This is a genomic window from Nocardioides sp. Root151, from assembly GCF_001427925.1.
In the GTDB taxonomy this organism is placed as follows: domain Bacteria; phylum Actinomycetota; class Actinomycetes; order Propionibacteriales; family Nocardioidaceae; genus Nocardioides.
Genome location: NZ_LMGG01000007.1, coordinates 985,383 through 1,010,419, shown reverse-complemented (window position 1 = coordinate 1,010,419; position 25,037 = coordinate 985,383). Strand labels below are relative to the sequence as shown.

Here is a 25,037-nt window from a genome sequence, read left to right as displayed (position 1 = left end):
CATAGGTTGTAGGGATCAACCGCCTGTGGTTCCGGCGGATGCTGCCCACCTCGGCTCCGGGCCGGCGGAGGGACACGCATGACCACGACAACGACGAGAGGTCGGGTGTCGCACGAGCCCGACGTCGACCCGGTGCGCGGCCTGTGCCACGACATGCGGCAACCGTTGGCCGCGATCCTGGCCCTCGCCTCCCCCTCTCCTCGCGACACCGCGGACGGCGACCTGCTCCGCAGGCTCGGGCTGATCTCCGACCAGACACGTTGGCTTGCCCGCTTGGTGGACGAGGTGCTCGTCGACGCTGCCGACGACGAGGTCGCCGCGCTCGACGTGGCTGCCTGTGCCTCCCTGGTCGTGGCGGCGTCTGCTGCCACGTCCAGCTGCCGGGTGAGTGTGGAGGGATCGTCGCCTCGGTGCCTCGCGCGTCCGACCGCCCTGACCCGCGCTCTCTCCTGCGTGGTCGACAACGCCGTACGAGCGGCTGGACCGGACGGCGCCGTCGCGGTGACCGTCGACCGGGAGGCAGAGCGGGTCATCGTCACGGTCCGGGACGACGGCCCGGGTCTGGGGTGGGTGCCGGAGCGGACCTCCCTCGGGCTGGCCCTCACCCGGGCGTTGATCGCCGCGTGCAACGGCACCTTCGACCTGCGGCCGCACCCGGACGGGGGCATGGTCGCCCGCATCGGTCTCGCCCACGCCGCCTCGTCTCCGGTGGCGTCATGAGGCTGGTCCTCGGCGACGACCACCTCCTGCTGCTCGAGGCGATGGCCCTGGGCTTCACGGACCATGGGCACGAGGTGCTCGCCCTGGCCACAACGCGCCGGCAGACCCTGGAGGCCGTGCGCACCCACGCCCCCGACGCGTGTCTGCTGGACATCGGGTTCCCGGACGGCAGCGGTCTCGACCTGATCGGTCCGCTGCTGGCTGCGAGCGCGACCACCCGGGTGGTCATCATGTCCGGCTGGACCGAGCACACCTCGGTCGCCCGGGCCCTGCGCGAGGGCGCCAGCGGCTTCGTCGGCAAGGGAAGGCCCTTCCCGGACATCGTGTCGTACGTCGAGCGAGCCGGAGCCGGGCACCTGGCGGTGGACCCCGACCTGGTGCACGGGGCCGGGCACGGCGATGCGATCCGCCCGGATCCGCTCTGGCAGCTGCGCTTCCTGACCACTCGCGAGTGGGACGCTCTGGGTTGCCTCATGGACGGACTGAGCACTGCCGAGATCGCGACCCGACTCGGGGTGCGTGCGAGCACCGCGCGCACGCACGTGCAGGGCGTGCTCACCAAGCTCGGCGTCCACTCACGACTCCAGGCCGCCGCCCTGCTCACCGCCCATTCCTCCTCAGTCACCTGGCCTGCCCACTCGCGGGGTGGGGCCGTGACCTGGTCTCCCCCCGATGACGCAGCCGACGATGGCCCGCTCGGAGGTTCACGCCAAGCCATCTGAGGCGGAAGGTGGAACCGTGTCCACACGAACCAGGGTCGCGATCGTGGACGACCATCGGGTCTTCAGCGACGCAATCGCAAGCCGCCTCGGCACGGAACCCGACCTCGTGGTGGTCGGCACGGCACGCGACTCCGCCGCGACGTGGGCCCTCTTCCGGGACCAGCCCGTCGACCTCGTCGTCCTCGATCTCTACTTGCAGCAGGAGGACGGCCTGGAGCTGGCAAGGGACCTGCTCGCCTCGTGGCCGGCACTGCAGGTGGTGCTGGTCACCGGCATGGACGCCGACCACCGCGGTCTCGAAGCGCTCCGCTCGGGGGTCCGTGGGTGGGTGTCCAAGACCGGCTCCGCCGAGAGCCTGGTCGAGGCGATCCGTGCGGTGGCCGACGGCCAGACCCGGGTGCCCGGGCGTCTCCTGACCACCGTCTGCGCATCATTGCCGGCCTGGGGCACCAGGGAGGCCGACGACGACAACGCGATCCGACGGCTCTCCGAGCGCGAGCTCGACGTCCTGCGCTGCCTGGTCGACGGTCTCTCCCGCAAGGAGATCGCCCTGCGCTTGGGCATCGCGGCGAACACCGTCCGCTCACACGTCCAGAGCATCCTGCACAAGTTCGAGGTGCACTCGACCTTGACGGCTGTGGCCGTCGCCCGACGAGCCGGGGTCGAGGGCACCCCTCGGTCGGTCGGCCCCTGACGCACCCGGATGGCCCCGCGCCGAGCGCAAGAACCACCGGTTCGCGCATCAACAATTGCAGGCTCGCGACGCAAGAGCACGCGGTTCGTGCATCAACAATTGCAGGCTCGCGCATCAAGAACACACGGTTCGCGACGGTACGGCGAACTCAGCGGGAGACGAGGGAGCGCGGAGTGACGAACCGGGTCGGCAGTGAGGCCGTCGAGCGCAGGTGGATGTTCTGCAAGAGGCCCAGCGCGAGCATGCCGGCGAACATCGACGAGCCGCCGTACGACACGAACGGCAGCGGCACACCGGTGACCGGCATGATGCCCAGGCACATGCCGATGTTCTGGAACGCCTGGAAGCCGATCCAGCAGGCGATGCCGGCCGCGGCCACCCGCCCGAACATGTCCTCGGAGTGCATCGCGATCGCCAGGCTGCGCCACACGACGACGCCCAGCAGTGCGATCAGCACGCCGGCGCCGACCAGGCCGAACTCCTCGCCGGCGACGGTGAAGATGAAGTCGGTGTGCTGCTCGGGCACGAAGCCGGAGCGGGTCTGGGAGCCGTCGAAGAGGCCCTGTCCGAAGACTCCGCCGTTGCCGATCGCGATGCGGGCCTGCTCGACGTTGTAGCCGGCCCCGCGCGGGTCGAGCTCGGGGTTCGTGAACGCCATGAACCGGTCGATCTGGTAGTCCTTCAGGAACCCGGCCGCCACGGCCACCCACGCCACGACCACGCCGGCGCCCAGCAGGCCGGCCAGCCAGCGGCGCGGTGCACCCGAGATCGCCAGCACGCCGAACACGGTGGCGGTCAGCACCAGCATGGTGCCGAGGTCGGGCTGCAGCAGGATCAGCGCGGCGGGTACGGCGGCGATGGCGAGCATGCCGACCACGTCGCCGGTGCCGACCTTGCGACGCCACGACCCCTCGGAGCGTTCGGCGACGAGCAGGGCCATGCCGATCACCACGGCCAGCTTGGCGAATTCCGAGGGCTGGATCGACATGCCACCCAGCATCAGCCAGGAGCGCGACCCGTTGATCGTGCTGCCCATGACGAGCACCAGCACCAGCCCGATCACCGACGCGAAGTAGATCAACGGCGCGACGATCCGCACCCAACGGTGGTCGGTGGCCAGCACCATCACCATCAGCACGATGCCGATGGCGACATTGACCAGCTGCTTCTTGAGGTACGTCGTCGGGTCACCGTCGGTGAGCCCGTCGCGGTGGGAGGTGGCCGACCAGACCAGCAACGAGCCCAGGGCGACCAGCGCCATGGACGCGGCCATCAGGATCCAGTCAAGGCCCGGCGCCCTGCGCGCAGCCGGCGATTGCCGTGTGGGAGACATGGCCTAGTCCTTCTTCCTGGGCGGCAGCACGCTGCCGTCCTGGGCGAAGACCGGCAGCTCCTTGCCGGCCACGACTCCGGGGATCGCGGCCCGGTCGCGCTTCACGGCCTCGCCGTCGATGCCGTAGAGCGTCTCCCAGATCTTGCGTACGGCGGGCCCGGAGGTGCCCGAGCCGGTGCCGCCCTGCGAGACCATCATCACCACGACGTAGTCGCCGCTGTACGACGCGACCCATGAGGTCGACTGCTTGCCGTAGACCTCGGCGGAACCTGTCTTGGAGCGGATCGGCACCTCGTCGAGCGGGAAGCCGCCCATCCGCCAAGCCATCGTGCCCTGACGCGTGACGCCCTTCAGCGCGTTGTCGATGTAGCCGAGGACGCTCTTGGGCACCTTGACCTGCCCCTGCTTCTCGGGCTTGATCCGGCGGACGAGGTTGCCGGCGGGGTCGACGATCGCCTTGCCGACCCGCGGCTTCCAGAGCGTGCCGCCGTTGGAGATCGCGGCGTACGCCCGGGCCAGCTGGAGCGGGGTGACGATCGTGTCGCCCTGGCCAATCGCGAAGTTCACCGCGTCACCGGCGCGGTAGGCGTAGCCCTCCACGCAGAACTCGTGGGCGAACCGGCGCAGGAACGAGCTGGCGTCCTTCGGCGGGTTCTTCTCGAGGCCGCAGTAGTAGTCCTTCATCGACTCGTAGTAGGCGCGCTTCCACTTGCGGTCGGCGATGCGCCCCGACGCCTCGCCGGGGAGGTCGAGCCCGGTGGTGGAGCCGAAGCCGAACTTCTTGGCCTCCTCGACCAACGGGTCCTTGGCGTTGACGTCGGAGACGTCGGAGCCGAACCGGCGCCAGAAGTCGTAGCCGACGCGGTAGAAGAAGGTGTTGCACGAGACCTCGAGGGCCTTGTCGAAGCCGATGAACCCGTAGGCACCGGACTCGTAGTTCTTGAACGCGCGGTTGCCGACCTGGAAGGCCGACGAGCAGTTCAGCCGGGTGTCGGTCGTGTAGCCGTGGGTCAGGGCGCCGGCGGTCATCATCGGCTTCCACGTCGAGCCGGGGGCGAACTGGCCCTGCGTGGCCCGCGACAGGAGTGGGGTGCCGGCCTGCTCGGAGTAGAGCCGCGCCAGCTGCTTCTGGGTGATGCCGTTGACCCACACCGACGGGTCGTACGTCGGCTGGCTGGCCATCGCCACCAGTCGACCCGTGCGGGCCTCCATCACCACGATGGCGCCGGAGTCGGCGACGTAGTTCTTGCCGGAGACCTCGTCGAAGGTCTTGCGCGCCGTCTTGATCGTCTCGGCCAGCTGCTGCTCGGCCACGGCCTGCACCTTGGCGTCGATCGAGGTGACCAGGGTGTCGCCCGGCGTGCCGGCGTCGAGGCTGTGCTCCTTCATCACCGCACCCATGGAGTTCACCTCGACCCGCTGGTAGCCGGGCATCCCGCGCAGGAACGCGTCGTACTCCTTCTCGACCCCGGCCCGTCCCACGCGTGAGGCGCCGTTGACCGAGATGTCGTCGTCGGCCTCCGCCTCGTCGAGCTCACCCTCGGTGATCGGGCTCAGGTAGCCGAGGATGTGCGCGGCGTTGACGCCGTAGGGCTGGGGGTAGGCACGCACGGACTCCTGCTGGGCGAGCACACCGGGGTAGTCCTCGGCCTGCTCCTTGATCAGCAGCGCGACCCGGGTCTTGACGTCGGCGGCGATCGGCACGGGCTGGTAGGGCGAGCCGTTCCAGCACGTGCCGACCACGGCGTCGGCGTCGCCACAGTTGACCAGGCGCGCCTTGACGGCGGACACCTTGGCGCCGGTGGCCTTCGCCACCCGGCGGATCAGCTGGAGGCGTTGGTCCTCGGGCAGCTTGCCGAGCGTGGTGCGGTCGAGCGAGATCACCCACGAGCTGCGGTTCGCGACCAGTGGGCGGCCCTGCGCGTCGACGATCAGCCCACGGTCGGGCTGGAGCACGATCTCGCGGATCGACTGCGAGGCGGCCTTGGCCTGGTAGACCTCGCCGGCGGCGACCTGGAGGTACCAGAGCCGGGCGAACAGGGTGACGAAGAGACTCAGCACCAGGGCCTGGACCACGATCAGTCGCAGGCGGCTGCGCTCCCCCGTGCTCGACGCCATCAGTAGGCCACCTGGGCGGGCTCGAGCCGCCGGAACAGCAGCATCACCGGTGGCAGCACGAACGGCGTGAGCAGGACGTCCCAGACCACGGCGACCAGGATCACTTCGAGCATGTCGGACACGCCGACGACGGGGTCGCGCAGCAGCAGCCCGGAGAGGGCGAAGATCGAGGACCCGACGAACGACGCGGCGGCCACAGTCAGGACGGTGACGACCGCGGTGGGGCGGATGTCCTGGCGGGCCCGGCCGGCGAGATAGCCGACGATGACCAGGGCCAGCGCCCAGCGCCCGGCGATGTGGTCGGCGGGCGGTGCGAGGTCGATCAGGACGCCGGCGACGAAGCCCAGGGTGGCCGCGAACTGCGGCCCCCGGACCAGCGCGGCACCGACGACCACGAGCAGGGCGAGGTTGGGCACGATGCCGTCCCAGGCGAAGTGCGGGAACAGGCTCACCTGGAGCACGGTCGCGAAGGCCACCACGGCAAGGGCGACGAGGCCACGGAGCAGCGTCATGTCAGTCCTCTCCCTGTCCGGCGCGGACCACGTCACGGTCGGAGCTGGAGCCGGTGGGTACGACGACGCCGACCAGGTCGAGGGCGGTGAAGTCGACGAAGGGTTCGATCACGGCACGTCGGGAGGTCTCGCGCGGGCTGTTGATCACCGAGACCACGCGGCCGATCGGGACGCCGGCGACGTACGGCGTGCCGTCCTTGCTGCCCCACGTCGTGACGACGTCGCCGGCGTTGGCGACCACGGAGTCGTCCATCAGGTCGAGGTCGAGGCGGCCGGTGCTGTCGATGATGCCGCGACCGCCGAGGAAGCCGATCTCCATGCTCGAGGCCAGGCGGCCACCGACCACGGAGTCGGCGTCGACGATCAGGAGCACGGTCGCGGTGGTGCGGGTGACCCGGATGACCCGGCCGACGAGGCCGTCGTTGCTGAGCACCGTCATGTCGGCGTGGAGTCCGGAGTCGGTGCCGGCGTCGATGGTCACCGTGTGGGAGAACGACTGGCCGGAGCCGACCGCGATGACATGGGCCGGCACCAGGTCGTAGCCGGTGTCGGCGGCCGCACGCGTGAGGCCGTCGTACTCGGCGAGGCGGTTGCGGTCGAGCCCTGAGGTCTCGACGGTGCGCCGCAGCTCGGCGTTCTCGGCCTCGAGCTCGGAGACCTGCTCGCGGAGGTCCTTGCGGGTGCCGAAGTAGTCGGGGACGGCCGCGAAGGGTCGTACGACGCCCGCGGTGAACGTCTCGACGGGACCGAACGCCTCACCGGCGACTCGGCGGGCAGGTTCCATGGGCGAGTCCTGGCCGCCGTGGGCGTCGAGGGTGATCAGCGTGGCGCAGGCCAAGAGCAACGCGACGACCACGGACCCGGACGGACGGTTGCCCTTCTCGCGGCCGTCGGACCCCTTCCAGCGTTGCTCCATCAGAACCGCCGCGGGTCGGTGACCAGCACCTGCTGGAGGGCTTCGAACTCCTCCACGCACTTGCCGGCGCCGAGGGCGACCGAGCTGAGTGGTTCGTCGGCGACGTGCACCGGCATGCCGGTCTCGTGACGGATCCGCTCGTCGAGGCCGCGCAGCAGTGCGCCGCCCCCGGTGAGCACGATGCCGCGGTCCATGATGTCGCCGGCCAGCTCGGGAGGCGTCTGGTCGAGCGTGGTGCGCACCGAGTCGACGATGTTGTGCAAGGGCTCCTCGAGGGCCTGGCGGACCTCGGCGCTGGAGACCACGACGGTGCGCGGCAGGCCGGAGACCATGTCGCGGCCGCGGACCTCGGCCTCGGGCTCCTTGGGCAGCGGGAACGCCGACCCGAGGGTCATCTTGATCTCTTCGGCGGTGCGCTCCCCCAGCATGAGGGAGTACTCCTTCTTCATCCACGCGATGATCGCCTGGTCGAGGTCGTCGCCGGCGGTGCGGATGCTGAGGCTGGTCACGATGCCGCCGAGTGAGATCACCGCGACCTCGGTGGTGCCGCCGCCGACGTCGACGACCATGTTGCCGGTGGCCTCGTGCACGGGGAGCCCTGCGCCGATCGCCGCCGCCATCGGCTCCTCGATGATGTAGACGCGTCGGGCGCCGGCCTGGTAGCCGGCCTCCTTGACGGCGCGCTGTTCGACCGCGGTGATGCCGCTCGGCACGCAGATCACCAGGCGGGGCTTGGCGAAGTAGCGACGGCGGTGCACCTGCTGGATGAAGAAGCGCAACATCTGCTCGGTCGCGTCGAAGTCGGCGATCACGCCGTCCTTGAGGGGTCGGATCGCGGTGATGTTGTCCGGCGTACGGCCGATCATCCGCTTCGCCTCGTGGCCGACGGCGAGGATCTCATTGGTGGTGGAGTTGAGGGCGACCACGGACGGCTCGTCGAGCAGCACGCCCTTGCCGCGGACGTAGACGAGTGTGTTCGCCGTACCGAGGTCCACGGCCATGTCGCGACCGATGAGGCTGTTCGCCATCCGAAACCCTTGCTCGTGTGCGGTAGGTGGGGGAAGTTGCGTGTCGCAACCGCACGACACGCCCGCATCCGAGGGTAGGTTCGGCGACCGGCGTTCCCCGGTAGGACACGCGGTAACAGGCCCGCAGCGGTCGTGGCCGGCGGGCCGGTCGGTTGGCTGCCCGCAGTCAGAGTAGGACTTGGACCTCCGGGCACCATGGTGGTGATCGCTGCCTGCTACGCGGCGGGCAGCCCGGAACGCCCGTCGCCGACGAGCCAGACCCCTGGCTCTCCGGACGCATGACTCCGACAACCAAGGATCCGCATGGACTACCTCATCCACAGCCGCGCCTCAGCCCTCGCTGCGGAGACTGACGACGACCACGATCTCGACGAGCGCCACTGGGCGTATTACGACAGGGTCGCCGACGCGCTGACGGCGCGCGGCCCCCTGTTGGGCCCCGACCGACAGTCCTGGTTGGGCAGCATCCACGTGCTGGAGCTGCCCAGCCCCGAAGCGGTTCTGGCGTTCATCAATGACGAGCCGTACCACCAGGCCGGGGCGTACGCCGAGCACTCGGTGTGGCGCTTCACCAACCTCATCGGCCGCACCATGTGGGAGTTTCCTCAGCCCGTGGACCTGCCGTTGTTCTTCATGCTGGTCCGTCCGGAGAATTCGGCCGCGCTGCAGGACAGCGAGTCGTGGCAGCTCCCTCCGGGCGTGGCCGGGGAGCTCGCGGTCTGCGGGATCCTTGAGGAGGCGGACGCCGAACACAGTCCTGCCCGGGGCGTCGCGGTCGCCGCTCCCGCGCCGAACCGTGACGCAGCGAACGCGGTGTTCGAGAAGGCGTTTCCGTCCCTGGCCGGGGAACCGCTGGAAGTTCACGACTGGCGCTTCGGCGGCCGCCAGTGACCCGCCAGTCCGGGCGCGGGACCACCGCTGACACTGCGGCTCACTGAGGCCATGGTCAACCCGCGGCTCCGCGCAGTAGGTTGCCTCCATGTCAGACATCGACGACCTCCTGGCCTCCCTCCCCCTCGACCGGATCAGTGCCGATCTCGGTGAGGACCCGGCCGCCGTGGAGCAGGCCGCCAGGGCCGCACTGCCCGCCCTGATCGGCGGCCTCGACGCCAACGCCCAGGATCCGGCCGGCGCCGCGTCGCTCCTCGACGCGCTCGGCCAGCACGAGGACGGCGACCCCGCCGACCTGTCCCGGGTCGACACGGCAGACGGCGAGAAGATCGCGGCCCACATCTTCGGCAACCAGCAGGACCAGGTCATCAACCAGCTCGGCAGCACCGGCGCCTCGTCGGGCCTGGTCAAGAAGCTGCTGCCCATCCTCGCGCCGATCGTGCTGTCCTGGCTGGCGTCCCGGATGACCTCGAAGGGCGCCGCCCCCTCCAAGACCGAGGACAAGTCCGTGCTCGGCAGCGTGCTGGAGCAGGTGCTCAAGGGCGCCATCGGCGGCGGCGCGTCCGGCGGCGCGGGCAAGATCATCTCCGACGTGCTCGGCGGCCTGCTGGGCGGCGGCCGCCGCTAGCCGCGGTCAGACGCAGAACGGCGTGCATCCCGTGGGGACGCACGCCGTGTCTGTGTGTGGGAGAGAGATCAGTCGTCGCGATGGCTGTCGAGGACAGTGAAGTCCTTGTCGAGCCGCACACTCCACTCGGTGCCGTCGGCCTTCGTCACCTCGACCTCGTAGCGTCCGGCACCGCCGTCGTCATCGCGGTCGACGTCGGTGACGTTGCCGCTCCCGATCTCCGCGAGCGCGGCCTTCTTCGCCGCGGTGTCCTCGGCGGCGGTCAGCGGCTTGTCGTCGGCGTCACGGTCACCATCACGGTCGTCGTCGGTGCGGCCGTCGTCGTCGCGGTCGTCGTACCGGTCGTCGTCGGGACCGTCGGTCTCCGTGCCGACCACCTTGTAGTCCTTGTCCAGACGTACGTCGACCTCGGCGCCGTCCTCGCGGGTGACCTCGAGCTCGTAGAACCCGTCATCCTTCTCGGCCTCGGTGACCTTGCCGCCACCGGCCGTGTCGACCGCCACCTGGGAGGCGCGGTGACGCTGGTCGCCACGGAGGTCGTCGTCGGCCGACGCGCTCCACACGACTCCTCCGACGCCGAGCACCGCGAGCGCTGCCACGGCCGGGACCAGCACCCGGCGGCTGCGCCAGCTGGGCGTGCCGGTGGCGGCTGCCTCGTCGTTGTTGGTGCCGGTCTCGTTGGTGGGTGTCTCGTTCATGGGACTCGTCCTCTCGTTGATTTTCAAGCGATGAGAAGAGCCTGTCAGTGGGCCGCTGAACCCACGCTGAACGCACCTGAAGGCCCTTTCAGGCTGGCGATCAGGCGCAAATCCACTGCAGATTGGTGGCTGCTGGCTGTTTCGCCGACCAGGGACAGCCAACAGCCACCAACGAGTCACCGGGTGCGCGTCGCGGAGCGAGCGCGATCAGGCGCGTGGGAGCCGTACGACGAAGCGCGCGCCGCCTGGCGCGGACGCGGTGACGGACGCTTCTCCGCCGTGGGCGCGGGCGATCTCGCGCACGATGGCCAGGCCGAGCCCGGAACCGCCGTCGTCGCGGGCCCGGGCCTCGTCCAGACGGACGAAACGCTCGAAGATGCGCTCGCGCTCCCCTTCGGGCACCCCGGAGCCGTCGTCCTCGACGACCAGCTCGACGCCGGCCGGGTCCGAGGACACACTGACCCGCACCTGGGTGCGGGCATGGCGCAGCGCGTTGTCCACGAGATTGCGGGTCACCTGCGCCAGGGCGGCCCGGTCGCCGAGCACCCGGCCCGGAGCGATGGCGCTGCCATCGACGCGGACCTCCCGCGGCTGCCCGAGCCGGCGGGCCCGGTCGACCTCGGCCAGGGCCAGGTCGTCGAGGTCGACCTCGCGGGCGGGTCCGCCGGCCACGCCCTCGTCGGCGCGGGTCAGCATCAGCATCTGCTCGACCAGCCGTTGCATGCGCGCGGACTCCTCGAGCACGGCCTCCGCGAGCTCGCCCTCGGGCATGGCACCGGGGTGCGAAATCACGACCTCGGCGGTCTGGCGCATGCCGGCGAGGGGCGAGCGCAACTCGTGACTGGCGTCGGAGACGAAGCGTTGCTGCCGGTCCCGCGAGGTCTCGAGCCGGTCCAGCATCGAGTTCATGGTGCGTGCGAGACGGTGGATCTCGTCGCGTGATGCGGGCACGTCGACCCGCCCGCTGAGATGCTCGCCGGTGATCTGGTCGACCTGCCCGCGCATGCGGTCCACCGGGGCGAGGGCACGGCCGACGACGACCCAGGTGGTGGCGCCGACCACGAGCAGCACGAGGGGAAGGCCGAGCCCGAGCAACGGGACCAGCGCGGACGTCGACTCGTCGGCGTCCTCCTGGGAGATCCCGACACTGACGACGTAGTCCCCCTCGTCGGCGTCGGCCTCCTCCGCGGCCACCACGTAGTCGTGGTCGCTGCCCGGCAGCTCGACGCCTCGAGCGTCGTCGTCCGGCAGCTCGGCCGCCACCGCCTGTGAGGTGAGGACGACGGACCCGTCGGGGCCGCGCACCACGATCACGACGTCGTCGGGGTCGTCGTCCTCGTCATCGTCGTCCCCCGGCTCGTCGGCGCCGAGAGACTCGGGTACGCCGGTCTGCTCGATCTGGTCGGCCAGCGACGAGGCGCGCTGCTCGGCGCTCGTCTCGAGACCGTCGAGCAGCGACTGCCGCATCAGCACGACCAGCAACGCTGCCCCGGCGACGAGGGCCACGAGCACGACCAGAAGCGCCCCAACGGTGGCGCGCAGGCGCACCGAGGCCCGGCCGCCCAGTCGGCTAGCCACCGTTGCCCGCCAGTCGGTAGCCGGCTCCGCGCAAGGTCTGGATCGCCTCGCGCCCGAACGGCCGGTCGACCTTGTTCCGCAGGTGGCGGATGTAGACCTCGACGATGTTGGGGTCACCCTCGAAGTTGACGTCCCAGACTGCCTCGAGGATCTGGGTCTTGGAGACCACGTCGCCGGTGTGCCGCATCAGGAAGGCGAGCAGCGAGTGCTCCCGCGTGGTCAGCTCGAGCTCGGTCTCGCCCCGCCACACGCGTCGCGCCGCCGGGTCGAGGCGCAGGTCGCCGGCCTCGAGCACGGTGGGGCGCTCGGTGGCGCCGCGCCGGATGATCGCGCGCAGACGGGCCACCAGGACCGGGAACGAGAACGGCTTGGTCAGGTAGTCGTCGGCACCGGTGTCGAGCCCCTCGACCTGGTCCCACTCGCCGTCCTTGGCGGTGAGCATCAGGATGGGCGTCCAGTTCTCCTCCTCGCGGAGGGTGGCGCACACCCGGTAGCCGTTGATGCCGGGAAGCATCAGGTCGAGCACGATCGCGTCGTAGTCGTTCTCGCGGGCCAGCCACAGCCCGTCGGTGCCGTCGGCCGCGACGTCGACCGCGAACCCCTCGGCCTCGAGTCCGACCTTCAGGGATCGGGCCAGCCGCTTCTCGTCGTCGACCACCAGCACGCGCATGGGGTCGATTGTGACGGGTGCCGGCTGAACGCGCGCTGAACGCGCCGCCGAGCGTCGCACTCGCCGTTCGAGGCCGTGTCGCCTAGAAGTCGCAGGCCGACCGTGAGCGGAGCACCGTGGCCCGGTCGAGCCGCAGCAGCATCGGCACTCGCTCCTCGTCGATCCACGGCTCGGCGCCCGCCTCGCTGACCACCCAGAGGTCGCGTCCGCGGAACTGCACGTCCTCGGCGCCGGGGACCGACGCGACCTCGCGGCCACGCGGGCCGTGCAGCTCACCGCACGAGATGCGCGAGGACGAGTGCCACACCCCGGTCCGGTCGCCGGTGATGCCCTGCACCCGGTTCGGCACGCGACCGCGCCCGGTCACCCCGGCGTCGGTCGCGTCGCGGACCGCGTGGCGGAGGTCGTCGACGCCGGGTCGGCGTACGTCGTCGAGCGCGAACCACGTCATCCGGCCCGACCCCTCTGCGGCGTACGTCGCGAAGCCGAGGCGCCCGTCGTGGATGAGCAGTGTCGACCCCTTGATGCCGGGCTCGATCCGCCAGACCCGCACGACGGGGTCTCCGCGGCCGATGCGGTCGGGGTCGAGCAGCCAGAGGCGTTCGGCCTCGGCCAGCCAGAGGCCGTCGTCGGTCAGCTCGAGGCCGCCGCCGTGCCGGCAGAACGTGAGGCGACCGCCGTACACGTCGGCCTCGATGCGCGGCGTGAACCCGGTCGTGCGCCCGGTGCGCAGGTCGACCTTCGCCACCTGGCAGGCGCGATCGGTGCGCTTCTCGACCCAGCCGTAGCCGCCGACGTACGCCGTACGCCCGCGCAGGGCCAGGCCCTGCGGCACGAACCCGTCGTCGGCGTGGTCGATCCAGTACGCCGCACACACGGCGTGGTCGACCGGGTAGGAGCGCAGCCGCTTCGCGCCGTACGACGGCGTCCGGCCGCGCACCTCGTCGTGCGAGACGCCCCGGCAGCGGTCACCGGGTTCGGCGCGTGGTTCGTCGGAATCGCCGGAGTCGCCGGAGGAGGTGCACGCGGCGAGGAGCAGGAGCAATCCCAGGACCGCTCCCGCGATGCGCATCAGAGCTCGGGGAACCAGATGCCGATCTCGCGGGCGGCCGACTCGGGAGAGTCGGAGCCGTGCACGATGTTCTGCTGCACCTTGAGGCCCCAGTCGCGGCCGAGGTCGCCGCGGATGGTGCCGGGCAGGGCGCCGGTCGGTTCGGTGGACCCGGCCAGGGACCGGAACCCCTCGATGCAGCGCTGGCCCTCGATGACCATCGCGGTCACCGGGCCGGAGGACATGAACTCCACCAGGGGCTCGTAGAACGGCTTGCCCTCGTGCTCGGCGTAGTGCGCGGCGAGCTGCTCCCGGGTCGGGGTCAGGACGGCCAGCGCCACGGGAACGTAGCCCTTGGCCTCGATGCGGCGCAGCACCTCCCCACTGAGTCCGCGACGGTAGCCGTCGGGCTTGACCAGGACCAGGGACTTCTCGATCGATTCGCTCACGGCGCACAGCCTAACCAGCGGAGCAGCGAGCCGGTCCCCCGGTCAGGCGGTACGCCGGGCGCGGCGCCGGAGCAACCCGATGCCCAGTCCCGCGGCGAGCACGACGATCACGGCAGCGACCACGCCCCACTCGGTCGAGAGGCCGGCGCCGATCGCGGCGTAGAACGCCGAGATCCCGATCGTGGTCCACACCAGCGCCCAGGCCGCGCACCCCGGAAGCATCACGAGGGTGTAGCGCCAGGCCGGCATCCGGATCACGCCGGCGCCGGCGTTGACCACGGTCTGGGCGCCGATAGTCAGGAACGAGAGCGGGACGGCGAGGGCGCCCCACCGACGCAACGAGTCGAGGCCGCGCCGGGCCGACGTACCGTCGAGCCAGGCATGCACCTTCAGCGCGAAGCCGTGGGTCGGTGCCGTGTGGTCGAGGGCCTGCTGGGTCACCGCCCTGGCGATCCAGTACGTCGCCTGGGCACGCAGGAACACCACGACGAAGAAGACGGCCCAGACCGTCGGGCCGGACCCCTCGGGGAGGTGCACTGCCTCAGTTCTCGGCCTCGTAGGCGGCGTACGCGGCGGCCCGTTCCCGTTCGATCTTCTTGCCGAGGAAGTAGGCCGTGCCCCACAGCAGGGCGAACAGTCCGCCGAGGAAGAACATCGTCGGCACCAGGAAACCGAGCGCGATCGCCGCGACCTGGATCGCCCAGCCGAGGCCGTAGGCCCACTCGGCGCGCAGCATGCCGGCCGCCACGATGCAGGCGACGGCCAGGCCGAGGCCGAGGGTCAGGGCGGTGCCGACGGACACGTCGGCGATGGTGATCAGCACGGGCGTGGTCAGGCCGAGCGCGATCGCCTCGAGGGTGAGGATGCCCGCGCACATGCCGCGGCGAGGTGACCTCTGCGGCCCGCTCACTGGTTGCGCCCCTTCAGCATCGCCCTCGCCTCGCCGACGGTGACCACGGATCCGGTGACCAGCACGCCGCCGGCACCGAAGGTGTCGCTGATCGCCTCGCCGGCCTCGGCCATCGTGGTGGCCTGGTCGATCGCGTCGGCCAGGCGCGGCGTCGTCGTGACCCGGTCCTCGCCGAAGACCTCGCGGGCCACTTCGGCCAGCGCCTCGGCACTCATCGACCGGTCGGTCGAGTTCTGGGTGCAGATGATGTGGGAGAAGTGCGGCTCGAACGCAGCCAGCACACCCTCGTAGTCCTTGTCGGCCATCACGCCCATCACCCCGATCAGCGGCGAGAACGCGAAGGAGTCCTCGAGCGCGGCCGCCGTGGCCTCGGCGCCGTGCGGGTTGTGGGCGGCGTCGAGCACCACGGTCGGGCTGCGGCGGATCACCTCGAGTCGACCGGGTGACGTGACGGAGGCGAACGCCTCACGCACCACCTCGTCGGAGAGTGCCTCGTCGCCGGCGAAGGCCTCGACGGCGGCCAGGGCGACCGCGGCGTTCTGGGCCTGGTGGGCGCCGTAGAGCGGGAGGAACAGGTCGTCGTACCGCCCCCGGAGGCCCTGCAGGCTGATCGTCTGGCCGCCGATGGCCGGCACCCGGGTGATCACGCCGAACTCCATGCCCTCACGCGCCACGGTGGCGTGCACCTCGGCCGCGCGGGCCAGCAGCACCTCGGCCACCTCGGGGGTCTGCTCGGCAATCACGACCTGGGCACCCTCCTTGATGATGCCGGCCTTCTCCTGGGCGATGGCGGTGGCACTGTCGCCGAGGTACTTCGAGTGGTCGATCGCGATCGGGAGCACGACGGCCACCTGGCCGTCGGCCACGTTGGTGGCGTCCCACGAGCCACCCATGCCGACCTCGACGATGGCCACGTCGACGGGGGCGTCGGCGAACGCGCTGAACGCCATGCCGACCACGGTCTCGAAGAACGACAACGGGTGGGGCTGGTCGGAGTCGACCAGGTGGGTGTAGCCCGCGACGTCGTTGAACGCGCGGACGAACGCCTCGTCGTCGAGCGGCTCGCCGTCGATGCTGATCCGCTCGCTCATCTTCTCCACGTGCGGACTGGTGAAGCGACCGGTGCGCAGGTTCATGGTGCGCAACAGCGCGTCGATCATCCGCGACGTCGAGGTCTTGCCGTTGGTGCCGGTCAGGTGGATCACCGGGTAGGAGTGCTGCGGGTCGCCCAGCAGCTCGGTGAAGGCGCGGATCCGGTCGAGGCTGGGCTCCAGCTTGCTCTCGGGCCAGCGGGACAGGAGTGCGTCCTCGGCCTCGGCGAAGCTCTCGGCGGGACGGGGCTGCGAGGAAGGTTCAGTCATGGCGCCTTGAGTCTAGTTGCGGACTCTCGCGCCCACGATTCACGGTTCGAGGCGCAGGTTCGCCATGTCGACGACGGGCCGGTAGCCCAGCCGCTGGTAGATCGCGTTCGAGACCGGGTTGGCCTGGTCGGTGAACAGGCACACCCGTACGCCTGCTTCGACGTACGACCTCGACACCTCGGCCACGGCCGCGCTGGCCAGGCCATGCCCGCGGTGTTCCCGCGGCGTGTAGACCGGCCCGATGCGGGTCACGCCGTACGACGGCAGGTTGGCGCCGGTGACGTGGACCGGGACGTCGTGCTCGTCGACCCAGACCCAGATGCGCTCCTCCGTGATCCGCTCGAGGAGGTCCTCGATCCCGAAGCTCTCACCGACCGTCGGGTCGGAGGTGCGGCCGGCCTGCTCGGCGGCCTCGACGTGGAAGGCCCGGAACCAGCCGAGGCAGAGCTCGGCCTCGGCCGGCCTGGCCAGTCGCAACGATCCGGCCGGCAGGGTCGATGGCGGGGTCAGCTCGCCGAGCTCGAAGAGCCGGGTGTGCTCCTCGATGACCGCGCGGCCGCCGCTGAGCAGCGCGAGCTCGTCCATCAGCTGCTGGGCCGCCGGCAGGGCGCCGTTCGCCGCGGCGATCACGGCACCACGGGCGTGCAGCACCCGGGCCAGCTCACGGGCACCCGCCTCCGGCATCTCCTGCACGAACAGTGGGTACGGCGGGAACGGTGCCGTGCGCATCGCCGTACCCACGACGGCGCCCGAGGCATCGCGCACGGCCGCCCACCACTGCTCGTAGCCGCGGTCGACGACCGGCTCGCCGGCGTCGCGGGCCCGCGCCATCCGGGCCGTGACGGTGGTGACGACGGTGCGGGTGACCGGGTCCTCGGCCAGGTGGTCACCGGCCACCGCGAGGAAGTCGCGCGGGTCGGTGAAGAGCTCCAGGGTCACGTCGTCGTCCGCCATGCACGAACGCTAATCGGGAGGGCCCGGCTCGGGGAACGGGTTTTCGCCGGATCCGCCGCCGTCCGCCACCGGGAACGGGTTCGCGGCACATCGCTTCCCACACGTAACATTCGGCCCATGACTGAGAACCCTGACAACGCCGACCTGTCCGAGACGACGCCCGCCGCCGCGCGCGCCGTCGTCGTACCGGACAAGCCCGCGCTCGAAGGGCTCGAGGCCAAGTGGTCCGAGAAGTGGAAGGCCGAGGACACCTACCGCTTCGACCGCACCCAGCCGCGCTCGATGGTCTACTCGATCGACACTCCCCCGCCGACCGTCTCCGGCTCGCTGCACGTCGGCCACGTCTTCTCCTACACGCATCCCGACCTGATCGCGCGCTACCAGCGCATGCAGGGCAAGTCGATCTTCTACCCGATCGGCTGGGACGACAACGGCCTGCCGACCGAGCGCCGGGTGCAGAACTTCTACGGTGTCCGGTGCGACCCGTCGCTGCCGTACGACCCCGACTTCACCCCGCCCGAGAAGCCCGACCCGAAGAAGCAGGTGCCGATCAGCCGGCCCAACTTCGTCGAGCTCTGCGAGGAGCTCGTGGTCGAGGACGAGAAGGCGTTCGAGGCCCTGTGGCGCACCGTCGGCCTGTCGGTCGACTGGAAGGAGCACTACACGACCATCGGGCCCAAGGCCCAGACGGTCAGCCAGCGCGCCTTCCTGCGCAACTTCGCCCGCGGCGAGGCCTACCTGCAGGAAGCCCCCACCCTGTGGGACGTCACCTTCCAGAGCGCGGTCGCCCAGGCTGAGCTCGAGGCCCGCGAGTACGCCGGCGCCTACCACCGGGTCGCCTTCCACAAGCCCGACGGAGACCAGATCTTCATCGAGACCACGCGTCCCGAGCTGATCCCGTCGGTGGTGGCGCTGATCGCGCACCCCGACGACGAGCGGTACGCCGAGCTGTTCGGCACCACGGTCACCTCGCCGGTCTTCGGCGTCGAGATCCCGGTGCTGGCCCACACCGCGGCCGAGCCCGACAAGGGCGCCGGCATCGCGATGTGCTGCACGTTCGGTGACCTCACCGACGTCACGTGGTGGCGCGAGCTCCAGCTGCCGGTGCGCACCCTCATCGGCCGCGACGGACGCTTCCTGCGCGAGACCCCCGACTGGCTCTCCTCCGAGCAGGCCTCCGCCGCCTACGAGGAGCTCAAGGGCAAGACCGCGTTCAGCGCCCGCGAGGCCGTGGTCGCCCGGCTCAAGGAGACCGGCGACCTCGACGGCGACCCCAAGCCGACCAAGCGGATGACGAACTTCTACGAGAAGGGCGACAAGCCCCTCGAGATCGTCGCCACCCGCCAGTGGTACATCCGCAACGGCGGCCGCGACACCGAGCTGCGCGACGAGCTGGTCGAGGACGGCAACGCCATCACCTGGGTGCCGACCCACATGAAGCACCGCTACGACAACTGGGTCGGCGGCCTCAACGGCGACTGGCTGATCTCGCGCCAGCGCTTCTTCGGCATCCCGTTCCCGGTCTGGTACTCCCTCGACGCCGAGGGCGAGCCCGACTACGACCACCCGCTGCTGCCCACCGAGGACCAGCTGCCGGTCGACCCGTCGACGGTGGCCCCGCAGGGGTACGACGAGGGGCAGCGCGGCAAGCCGAACGGCTTCATGGGCGACCCCGACGTGATGGACACCTGGGCGACCTCGTCGCTGACCCCGCAGATCGCCGGCGGCTGGGAGTCCGACCCCGACCTCTTCGGGCGGGTCTTCCCGATGGACCTCTGCACCCAGGCCCACGACATCATCCGCACCTGGCTGTTCTCACGGGTGGTCCGCTCGCACCACGAGAGCGGTGCCGTGCCGTGGACGCACGCGATGATCTCCGGCTTCATCATGGACCCCGACCGCAAGAAGATGTCGAAGTCCAAGGGCAACGTCGTGGTGCCCAACGAGATCATCGACAAGTTCGGCGCCGACGCCGTGCGCTGGCGCGCTGCGATGGCTCGACCCGGTCTGGACTCGCCGTTCGACGAGACCCAGATGAAGGTCGGCCGTCGCCTGGCGATGAAGGTGCTCAACGCCTCCAAGTTCGTGCTCGGCATGGTCGGGGCCACCGAGCTGAACCCGCCGGCGATCTCCGCTCCCCTCGACTGCGCGCTGATGGGCGGCCTGGCCAACGTGGTCACCGAGGCGACCGAAGCCTTCGAGGCCTACGACTACACCAGCGCCCTCGAGGCCGTCGAGAAGTTCTTCTGGGAGTTCTGCGACGACTACCTCGAGCTGGTCAAGGAGCGGGCGTACGCCGAGGACGGCGGCAGCGCCACCGAGTCGGCCCAGGCCACCCTCGCCGGAGCCCTGCACGTGCAGCTGCGCCTGCTGGCGCCGTTCCTGCCCTACGTGACCGAAGAGGTCTGGTCGTGGTGGCAGGAGGGTTCGGTGCACACCGCGTCCTGGCCCACCGCCACCGAGCTGGGCTCGGCGGCCGCCGCTGACCCGAGCATGCTGACCCACGTGGCGGCTGCCCTCGGTGGCATCCGTGGCGCGAAGTCGCAGGCGAAGGTCACCCAGCGCACCGAGGTCACGCGGGTGGAGTTCACCGGCACCCCCGAGGCACTGGCTGCCATCGACAAGGCCCGTGACGACCTGAGTGCGGTCGGCAAGGTCACCGGCGAGTTCGTGCTGACCCCTGTCGAGGACGCCACCGCCCTGACCGTCGCGGCCGAGCTGGCTCCCGCTCCCGAGAAATGAGCATCGACCTGTCGTGAGTTCGCGAACTCACGACAGGTCGCCGCGAACTGGCGACGGGTCGACACGAACTGGCGACGGGTCAGCGGTGGTGGCCGTGCGCCTTCGAGTGGCCGTGCGCCTTGCCGTGGTGGCCGTGCGCCTTCGAGTGGCCGTGCGCCTTGCCATGGTGGCCGTGCGCCTTCGAGTGACCCCGTGCCTTGCCGTGACCGTGACCGTCGAGCTTGAAGTGACCGCGGGCCCTGAAGTCGCCGCGGACCTTCAGGTTGTCGACACGCAGGTTCAGGCTCTTGTGGTTCGCCTTGCCGTGCGCCTTGCCGTGCTTCGAGTGGTCCAGGACGGAGGCGTGCGGCCCGGCCGGCCGGCGTACGGTCACCCGCGGCTGGGCGCGATGCACATTCGTGCTGCGGGCCTTGTGGTGCGAGGTGGCCTTGCGCGGAAGGTACGCCGCACGGGCGCGCGGCTTGGCCTTCGTCCTGGTCGTCGGCGAAGTCGTGGCCTGCTCCGGCCCGGAACTGCTCGACGTGGGCCCGACGGTCTCGCTCGGCCCGGTCAGTGCGACGAGGACGCTCGGAGACGTGGTCCGTCGTGCGTCACCGCCGAACAGGTCGGCTCCCGTGTTGATCGCGGACGCGGCGAACCGCGGCAGCCCGGGGGCGTTGATCGCATCCGACTTCACGGTGAAACCCATGAAGACAGCACAGATCACCGCAATCACCACGAAGGCGAACAGCGGCTTCTTGTGTTCGGAGCTCATGCACGTCCCTGACTCGACCGGACCAGACGCGTCAATCTTCCCTGAACAGGTCGAGATTCACCGCATCAGAAGCGGGAAATGACCCGAACGGACTATGCGCACCCACCCGTGTCGGCCCCCCGGGCCGCACGCGGTGATCAGGCCCGGCGAGGGGTCAGGCCGACTTCTTCTTCTTCGGCTCGGCCTCGCGCGGGATCAGGGTCGGGTTCACGTTGTCCTCGACGACTTCACCGGTCACCACGACCTTGGCGATGTCGCCTCGGGACGGGACGTCGTACATGACGTGGAGCAGGACTTCCTCGATGATCGCGCGCAGGCCGCGGGCACCGGTGCCGCGCTCCATCGCCCGGTCGGCGATCGCGGCGATGGCCTCGTCGGTGAACTCGAGCTCGACGCCGTCGATGGCGAAGAGGCGCTGGTACTGCTTGACCAGGGCGTTCTTCGGCACGGTGAGGATCTCGACGAGCGCCTCACGGTCGAGCTTGGTGACGCTGGTGATCAGCGGGAGGCGGCCGATGAACTCGGGGATCAGCCCGAACTTGGTGAGGTCTTCGGGGCGCACCTGGGACATGAGGTCCTCGGCGTCGCGTTCGGCCTGGCCGCGGACGTCGGCGGTGAAGCCGAGCGTCTTCTTGCCGACCCGCTGCTCGACGATGTGCTCGAGGCCGGCGAAGGCACCTCCGACGATGAACAGGATGTTGGTGGTGTCGATCTGGATGAACTCCTGGTGCGGGTGCTTGCGCCCGCCCTGGGGCGGCACCGACGCCGAGGTGCCCTCGAGGATCTTCAGGAGGGCCTGCTGCACGCCCTCGCCGGAGACGTCGCGCGTGATCGAGGGGTTCTCCGACTTGCGGGCCACCTTGTCGATCTCGTCGATGTAGATGATGCCGGTCTCGGCCTTCTTGACGTCGTAGTCGGCGGCCTGGATCAGCTTGAGCAGGATGTTCTCGACGTCCTCACCGACGTAGCCGGCCTCGGTCAGGGCCGTGGCGTCGGCGATCGCGAAGGGCACGTTGAGCATGCGCGCGAGGGTCTGGGCCAGGTAGGTCTTGCCGCACCCGGTGGGGCCCATGACGAGGATGTTGGACTTCGCCACCTCGACGGCCTCGTCCTTGGCGTGCTTGCCGGCCGTGTCGAGCGACGCACCGGCCTGCACCCGCTTGTAGTGGTTGTAGACCGCCACGGCGAGGGACTTCTTCGCGTGCTCCTGGCCGATCACGTAGGAGTTGAGGAACTCGAAGATCTCCTTCGGCTTCGGCAGCTCCTCGAGACCCACCTCGGAGCGCTCGCTGAGCTCCTCCTCGATGATCTCGTTGCAGAGGTCGATGCACTCGTCACAGATGTAGACACCCGGTCCGGCGATCAACTTCTTGACCTGCTTCTGGCTCTTTCCGCAGAAAGAGCATTTCAACAGGTCGCCTCCGTCACCAATGCGTGCCACGGGCGGTCATCCTTCCTCTGCCTGATCAACTTCTCGACGGTACCCCGTGCCCGGCCGCTTGCGCTGCCGGACACGAGGTCCGATCGGGTCATGCGAGCGCGGGGAGCGCCTTGCGGGATTCGAGGATCGCGTCGACCAGGCCGTATTCCACGGCCGCGTCGGCGGTGAGGATCTTGTCGCGCTCGATGTCGCGGCTGACCTCCTCGACCGGCTTGCCGGTGTGGTCGGCGATCATCTTCTCGAGCAGCTCACGCATGCGGATGATCTCGTTGGCCTGGATCTCCAGGTCGGAGATCTGGCCGCCCTGGCCCTCGGTGTAGGGCTGGTGGATCAGGATGCGGCTGTTGGGCAGCGCCAGGCGCTTGCCGGGCGCACCCGCGGCGAGGAGTACGGCGGCAGCCGAGGCAGCCTGCCCCAGGCACACGGTCTGCACCTCGGGCTTGATGAACCGCATCGTGTCGTAGATCGCGGTCAGCGCGGTGAAGGAGCCACCGGGGCTGTTGATGTAGATGGAGATGTCGCGATCGGGGTCCATCGACTCGAGGCAGAGCAGCTGCGCCATCACCGCGTTGGCGATGTCGTCGCTGATCGGCGTGCCGAGGAAGATGATGCGGTCCTCGAAGAGCTTGCCGTAGGGGTCGATGCGCCGGAACCCGTAGGAGGTGCGCTCTTCCCACTGGGGGATGTAGTAGTTCATGGGGTCAGGCCTTTCCGTGGGCCGGGCGGCCTTCGTCTGCGGTCTCGCGGGCGTTGGTGATCACCTTGTCGATGAGGCCGTACTCGAGGGCCTCGCCGGGGGTGAACCAACGGTCACGGTCGGAGTCGCGCTCGATCTCTTCGATGGTGCGGCCGGTGTGGTGGGCGATCAGCTCACCGAGCTGCTTCTTGAGCAGCAGGCTCTGCTGGGCCTGGATCTTGATGTCGGAGGCCGAACCACCGATGCCGCCCGACGGCTGGTGCATCATGATGCGCGCGTGGGGCAACGCGTAGCGCTTGCCCTGGGTGCCGGCGCAGAGCAGGAACTGGCCCATCGAGGCGGCCAGGCCCATGCCGACCGTGGCGACGTCGTTGGGGATGTAGTTCATCGTGTCGTAGATCGCCATGCCGGCGTCGACGGACCCGCCCGGACTGTTGATGTGCAAGAAGATGTCGGCCTCAGGGTCCTCGGCCGAGAGGAGCAGGAGCTGGGCGCAGATCGCGTTGGCGTTCTGGTCGCGCACCTCGGAACCGAGGAACACGATGCGCTCGCGGAGCAACCGCTGGTAGATGTGGTCGTCAAGCCCGTAGGACGCGCCGCCGCCGTTGGCTTCGACAGAGCGTCGGGGCTCATTCATGTGGCTCTGATTCTGGTTCACGAGAGCGACATTAGCCGCCCGGACCGACACATCCACGCGTCGGACACCCCTGTTCGCCCACAGCAGATTCGACAGGCGGGGCCATCCCGGAGCGAACCCGGGATTCCCGGGTCGCGGCCGGGCAGGGTTCCGGCTAACATCCTGACCACGGTCATGAGTGCCAGCACCAAGCCCCGGCTTGCTGGCCGCCAACCCTCCTCCGCGGTGGGGTGGCCCGGGTGACGACCTGGCCCGTTGCGCGGTGCAACGGGCAAGCGCGGATCTCGACGCTTCGGGGTCCCGGAACCCCGGAGGTCACCCATGTCCCTGCTCGCCACTCTCCCTGCCGTCGTCGGTGCCGATCTCACGGTGCCCGTCGGCGACGGCGTGCTGCCGTACGCCAACCTCGACTACGCCGCCTCGGCGCCCTGCCTGGCCGCTGTGCAGGAGGCGGTCACCCGGGCCCTGCCGACGTACAGCAGCGTGCACCGGGGTGCGGGCTACGCCTCGCAGGTCACGACCCGCGCCTACGAGGAGGCACGCGAGACCGTGCGGGAGTTCCTCGGCGGGCCGCAGGCCGTGGTGTTCGTGCGCAACACCACCGACGCCTTCAACCTGCTGGCCCGGGCCGTGCCCAGCGGCACCAGCGTGGTGGTCTTCGACTCCGAGCACCACGCCACGCAACTGCCCTGGCGCCACGCCGTACGCCTCACTCCCCCGGCCACCCCGGCCGCGGCCGTCGCCGCCGCACGCGAGGCGCTGGAGGCCTGTCCGGTCGGGCCGCGACTCCTCGTGGTCACCGCCGCCTCGAACGTCACCGGCGAGCTGTGGCCGGTGCGGGAGCTCGCCGACGTGGCCCACGCGTGCGGCGCGCGGATCGCGGTCGACGCGGCGCAGTACGTCGCGCATCGACCGCTCGACGCCACGGGCCTGGACTACGTGGCCTTCTCGGGTCACAAGCTCTATGCACCCTTCGGGACGGGCGTGCTGGCTGGCCGGGCGGACTGGCTGCGCGCCGCGGCGCCGTACCTCCGCGGCGGTGGGGCGACCCGCAGCGTGGCCCCCGACGGGCGCGTCGAGTGGACTGCGGACGCCGAGCAGCGACACGAGGCCGGCACCCCCAACGTGCTCGGCGCGGTCGCCCTCGCCGCTGCCTGCCGCGAGCTCTCCGCCGACTGGGACGCCGTCGTCGCGGCCGAGACGCGCCTCCTCGAACGGCTGCGTTCGGGCCTGGCGCAGGTGCCCGGCCTGCGCGAGCTCAGCCTGTGGGGACCCGACCACCCACGGCTCGGCATCCTGGCCTTCACCGTCGAGGGCCACTCAGCCCGCGACGTCGCACAGCACCTCGCGGACAGGCACGGCATAGGCGTGCGCGATGGCAAGTTCTGCGCCCACCCGTTGCTGGCCCACCTGCTCGGCGGGTCCGGCGGCTGCGACGAGGACGGTACGGCGGTGCGCGCCAGCCTCGGCCTCGGCACGGTGGACGAGCACGTGGACCGCCTCGTCGCCGGGCTGCGCGAGCTGGTGGGGTGA

At 70.3% G+C, this 25,037-nt stretch carries 25 protein-coding genes and 1 riboswitch; of the genes, 7 read left to right on the top strand and 18 right to left on the bottom strand.

Going from position 1 to position 25,037, the window contains the following annotated elements; all coding sequences use genetic code 11:
- Nucleotides 1–78 precede the first annotated feature (78 nt).
- From ASD66_RS24605 to ASD66_RS22355, 3 genes are read left to right on the top strand one after another with little or no spacing between them, the layout of a single operon-like run.
- Nucleotides 79–720 carry a sensor histidine kinase gene (locus tag ASD66_RS24605; protein WP_156388847.1) on the top strand — a complete coding sequence of 214 codons (642 nt, stop codon included), beginning with the start codon at nucleotides 79–81 and terminating at the stop codon, nucleotides 718–720.
- The gene (locus ASD66_RS24600) at nucleotides 717–1,442 is read left to right on the top strand and encodes a response regulator (RefSeq protein WP_056892277.1); all 726 of its coding nucleotides are present in this window, start codon (nucleotides 717–719) and stop codon (nucleotides 1,440–1,442) included. The genes ASD66_RS24605 and ASD66_RS24600 overlap by 4 nt, the downstream gene beginning before the upstream one ends.
- 16 nt (nucleotides 1,443–1,458) lie before the next feature.
- Nucleotides 1,459–2,136, top strand: coding sequence for a response regulator (locus ASD66_RS22355; protein ID WP_056892276.1), 678 nt, complete (start codon nucleotides 1,459–1,461; stop codon nucleotides 2,134–2,136).
- A 148-nt stretch (nucleotides 2,137–2,284) separates the two neighbouring features.
- Here the strand turns inward: ASD66_RS22355 and rodA are convergent, their stop codons facing one another.
- From rodA to ASD66_RS22330, 5 genes are read right to left on the bottom strand one after another with little or no spacing between them, the layout of a single operon-like run.
- Nucleotides 2,285–3,469 (bottom strand): rod shape-determining protein RodA, encoded by a 1,185-nt coding sequence (gene rodA, locus ASD66_RS22350; RefSeq protein ID WP_056675867.1) that lies wholly within the window; start codon nucleotides 3,467–3,469, stop codon nucleotides 2,285–2,287.
- Nucleotides 3,470–3,472: 3 nt separating this feature from the next.
- Nucleotides 3,473–5,587: a penicillin-binding protein 2 gene (gene mrdA / locus ASD66_RS22345; protein WP_056892275.1), complete on the bottom strand. Its 2,115-nt coding sequence runs from the start codon at nucleotides 5,585–5,587 to the stop codon at nucleotides 3,473–3,475.
- On the bottom strand, nucleotides 5,587–6,099 hold the full coding sequence (mreD, locus tag ASD66_RS22340; protein WP_056675861.1) for a rod shape-determining protein MreD: 513 nt from the start codon (nucleotides 6,097–6,099) through the stop codon (nucleotides 5,587–5,589). The genes mrdA and mreD overlap by 1 nt, the downstream gene beginning before the upstream one ends.
- Before the next feature lies 1 nt (nucleotide 6,100).
- On the bottom strand, nucleotides 6,101–7,015 hold the full coding sequence (gene mreC, locus ASD66_RS22335) for a rod shape-determining protein MreC (protein WP_056892274.1): 915 nt from the start codon (nucleotides 7,013–7,015) through the stop codon (nucleotides 6,101–6,103).
- A complete protein-coding gene (locus ASD66_RS22330) occupies nucleotides 7,015–8,043 on the bottom strand; it encodes a rod shape-determining protein (protein WP_056675856.1) in 1,029 nt (342 codons plus the stop codon). The genes mreC and ASD66_RS22330 overlap by 1 nt, the downstream gene beginning before the upstream one ends.
- A gap of 303 nt (nucleotides 8,044–8,346) precedes the next feature.
- On the opposite strand from ASD66_RS22330, the gene ASD66_RS22325 reads away from it, so the two are divergent.
- Nucleotides 8,347–8,934, top strand: a complete 588-nt coding sequence (locus tag ASD66_RS22325; protein ID WP_056892273.1) for a YciI family protein — start codon at nucleotides 8,347–8,349, stop codon at nucleotides 8,932–8,934.
- 88 nt (nucleotides 8,935–9,022) lie between these two features.
- Complete coding sequence (locus tag ASD66_RS22320) at nucleotides 9,023–9,562, top strand: DUF937 domain-containing protein (protein ID WP_056892272.1); 540 nt, start codon at nucleotides 9,023–9,025, stop codon at nucleotides 9,560–9,562.
- Between the two features lie 68 nt (nucleotides 9,563–9,630).
- Here ASD66_RS22320 and ASD66_RS22315 read toward each other — a convergent pair whose 3' ends face one another.
- The 9 genes from ASD66_RS22315 to ASD66_RS22275 all read right to left on the bottom strand — a co-directional run bounded on the left by ASD66_RS22315 (nucleotide 9,631) and on the right by ASD66_RS22275 (nucleotide 17,233).
- Nucleotides 9,631–10,260 (bottom strand): PepSY domain-containing protein, encoded by a 630-nt coding sequence (locus tag ASD66_RS22315; protein ID WP_056892271.1) that lies wholly within the window; start codon nucleotides 10,258–10,260, stop codon nucleotides 9,631–9,633.
- 207 nt (nucleotides 10,261–10,467) lie between these two features.
- A complete protein-coding gene (locus ASD66_RS22310; protein WP_056892270.1) occupies nucleotides 10,468–11,838 on the bottom strand; it encodes a sensor histidine kinase in 1,371 nt (456 codons plus the stop codon).
- Nucleotides 11,831–12,508, bottom strand: a complete 678-nt coding sequence (locus ASD66_RS22305; RefSeq protein WP_056892269.1) for a response regulator transcription factor — start codon at nucleotides 12,506–12,508, stop codon at nucleotides 11,831–11,833. Before ASD66_RS22305 ends, ASD66_RS22310 begins: the two co-directional genes overlap by 8 nt.
- An 82-nt stretch (nucleotides 12,509–12,590) precedes the next feature.
- Nucleotides 12,591–13,580, bottom strand: coding sequence for a hypothetical protein (locus ASD66_RS22300; protein WP_056892268.1), 990 nt, complete (start codon nucleotides 13,578–13,580; stop codon nucleotides 12,591–12,593).
- Nucleotides 13,580–14,008, bottom strand: coding sequence for a nucleoside-diphosphate kinase (ndk, locus tag ASD66_RS22295; protein ID WP_056892267.1), 429 nt, complete (start codon nucleotides 14,006–14,008; stop codon nucleotides 13,580–13,582). Before ndk ends, ASD66_RS22300 begins: the two co-directional genes overlap by 1 nt.
- A gap of 42 nt (nucleotides 14,009–14,050) precedes the next feature.
- The gene (locus ASD66_RS22290) at nucleotides 14,051–14,545 is read right to left on the bottom strand and encodes a VTT domain-containing protein (RefSeq protein WP_056892266.1); all 495 of its coding nucleotides are present in this window, start codon (nucleotides 14,543–14,545) and stop codon (nucleotides 14,051–14,053) included.
- Nucleotides 14,546–14,549: 4 nt separating this feature from the next.
- Nucleotides 14,550–14,918: a DUF4233 domain-containing protein gene (locus ASD66_RS22285; protein WP_235530199.1), complete on the bottom strand. Its 369-nt coding sequence runs from the start codon at nucleotides 14,916–14,918 to the stop codon at nucleotides 14,550–14,552.
- Nucleotides 14,915–16,279 (bottom strand): bifunctional tetrahydrofolate synthase/dihydrofolate synthase, encoded by a 1,365-nt coding sequence (gene folC / locus ASD66_RS22280; protein ID WP_056892265.1) that lies wholly within the window; start codon nucleotides 16,277–16,279, stop codon nucleotides 14,915–14,917. Before folC ends, ASD66_RS22285 begins: the two co-directional genes overlap by 4 nt.
- A gap of 39 nt (nucleotides 16,280–16,318) precedes the next feature.
- Nucleotides 16,319–17,233: a GNAT family N-acetyltransferase gene (locus ASD66_RS22275; RefSeq protein WP_056892264.1), complete on the bottom strand. Its 915-nt coding sequence runs from the start codon at nucleotides 17,231–17,233 to the stop codon at nucleotides 16,319–16,321.
- 117 nt (nucleotides 17,234–17,350) lie between these two features.
- Here ASD66_RS22275 and valS point away from each other — a divergent pair, with 117 nt between their 5' ends.
- Entirely contained in the window at nucleotides 17,351–19,975 is a 2,625-nt protein-coding gene (gene valS / locus ASD66_RS22270) for a valine--tRNA ligase (protein ID WP_056675817.1), read from the top strand.
- A 79-nt stretch (nucleotides 19,976–20,054) separates the two neighbouring features.
- Here valS and ASD66_RS22265 read toward each other — a convergent pair whose 3' ends face one another.
- The 4 genes from ASD66_RS22265 to ASD66_RS22250 all read right to left on the bottom strand — a co-directional run bounded on the left by ASD66_RS22265 (nucleotide 20,055) and on the right by ASD66_RS22250 (nucleotide 23,504).
- Nucleotides 20,055–20,729, bottom strand: a complete 675-nt coding sequence (locus tag ASD66_RS22265; protein ID WP_056892263.1) for a hypothetical protein — start codon at nucleotides 20,727–20,729, stop codon at nucleotides 20,055–20,057.
- A gap of 154 nt (nucleotides 20,730–20,883) precedes the next feature.
- Nucleotides 20,884–22,170 (bottom strand): ATP-dependent Clp protease ATP-binding subunit ClpX, encoded by a 1,287-nt coding sequence (gene clpX, locus ASD66_RS22260; protein WP_056675811.1) that lies wholly within the window; start codon nucleotides 22,168–22,170, stop codon nucleotides 20,884–20,886.
- Nucleotides 22,171–22,258: 88 nt separating this feature from the next.
- Nucleotides 22,259–22,867 carry an ATP-dependent Clp protease proteolytic subunit gene (locus ASD66_RS22255; RefSeq protein ID WP_056675808.1) on the bottom strand — a complete coding sequence of 203 codons (609 nt, stop codon included), beginning with the start codon at nucleotides 22,865–22,867 and terminating at the stop codon, nucleotides 22,259–22,261.
- Between the two features lie 4 nt (nucleotides 22,868–22,871).
- The gene (locus ASD66_RS22250) at nucleotides 22,872–23,504 is read right to left on the bottom strand and encodes an ATP-dependent Clp protease proteolytic subunit (RefSeq protein WP_056675805.1); all 633 of its coding nucleotides are present in this window, start codon (nucleotides 23,502–23,504) and stop codon (nucleotides 22,872–22,874) included.
- Between the two features lie 170 nt (nucleotides 23,505–23,674).
- Nucleotides 23,675–23,788: riboswitch (SAM riboswitch) on the top strand.
- Nucleotides 23,789–23,825: 37 nt separating this feature from the next.
- On the opposite strand from ASD66_RS22250, the gene ASD66_RS22245 reads away from it, so the two are divergent.
- Nucleotides 23,826–25,037 (top strand): aminotransferase class V-fold PLP-dependent enzyme, encoded by a 1,212-nt coding sequence (locus tag ASD66_RS22245; RefSeq protein WP_056892262.1) that lies wholly within the window; start codon nucleotides 23,826–23,828, stop codon nucleotides 25,035–25,037.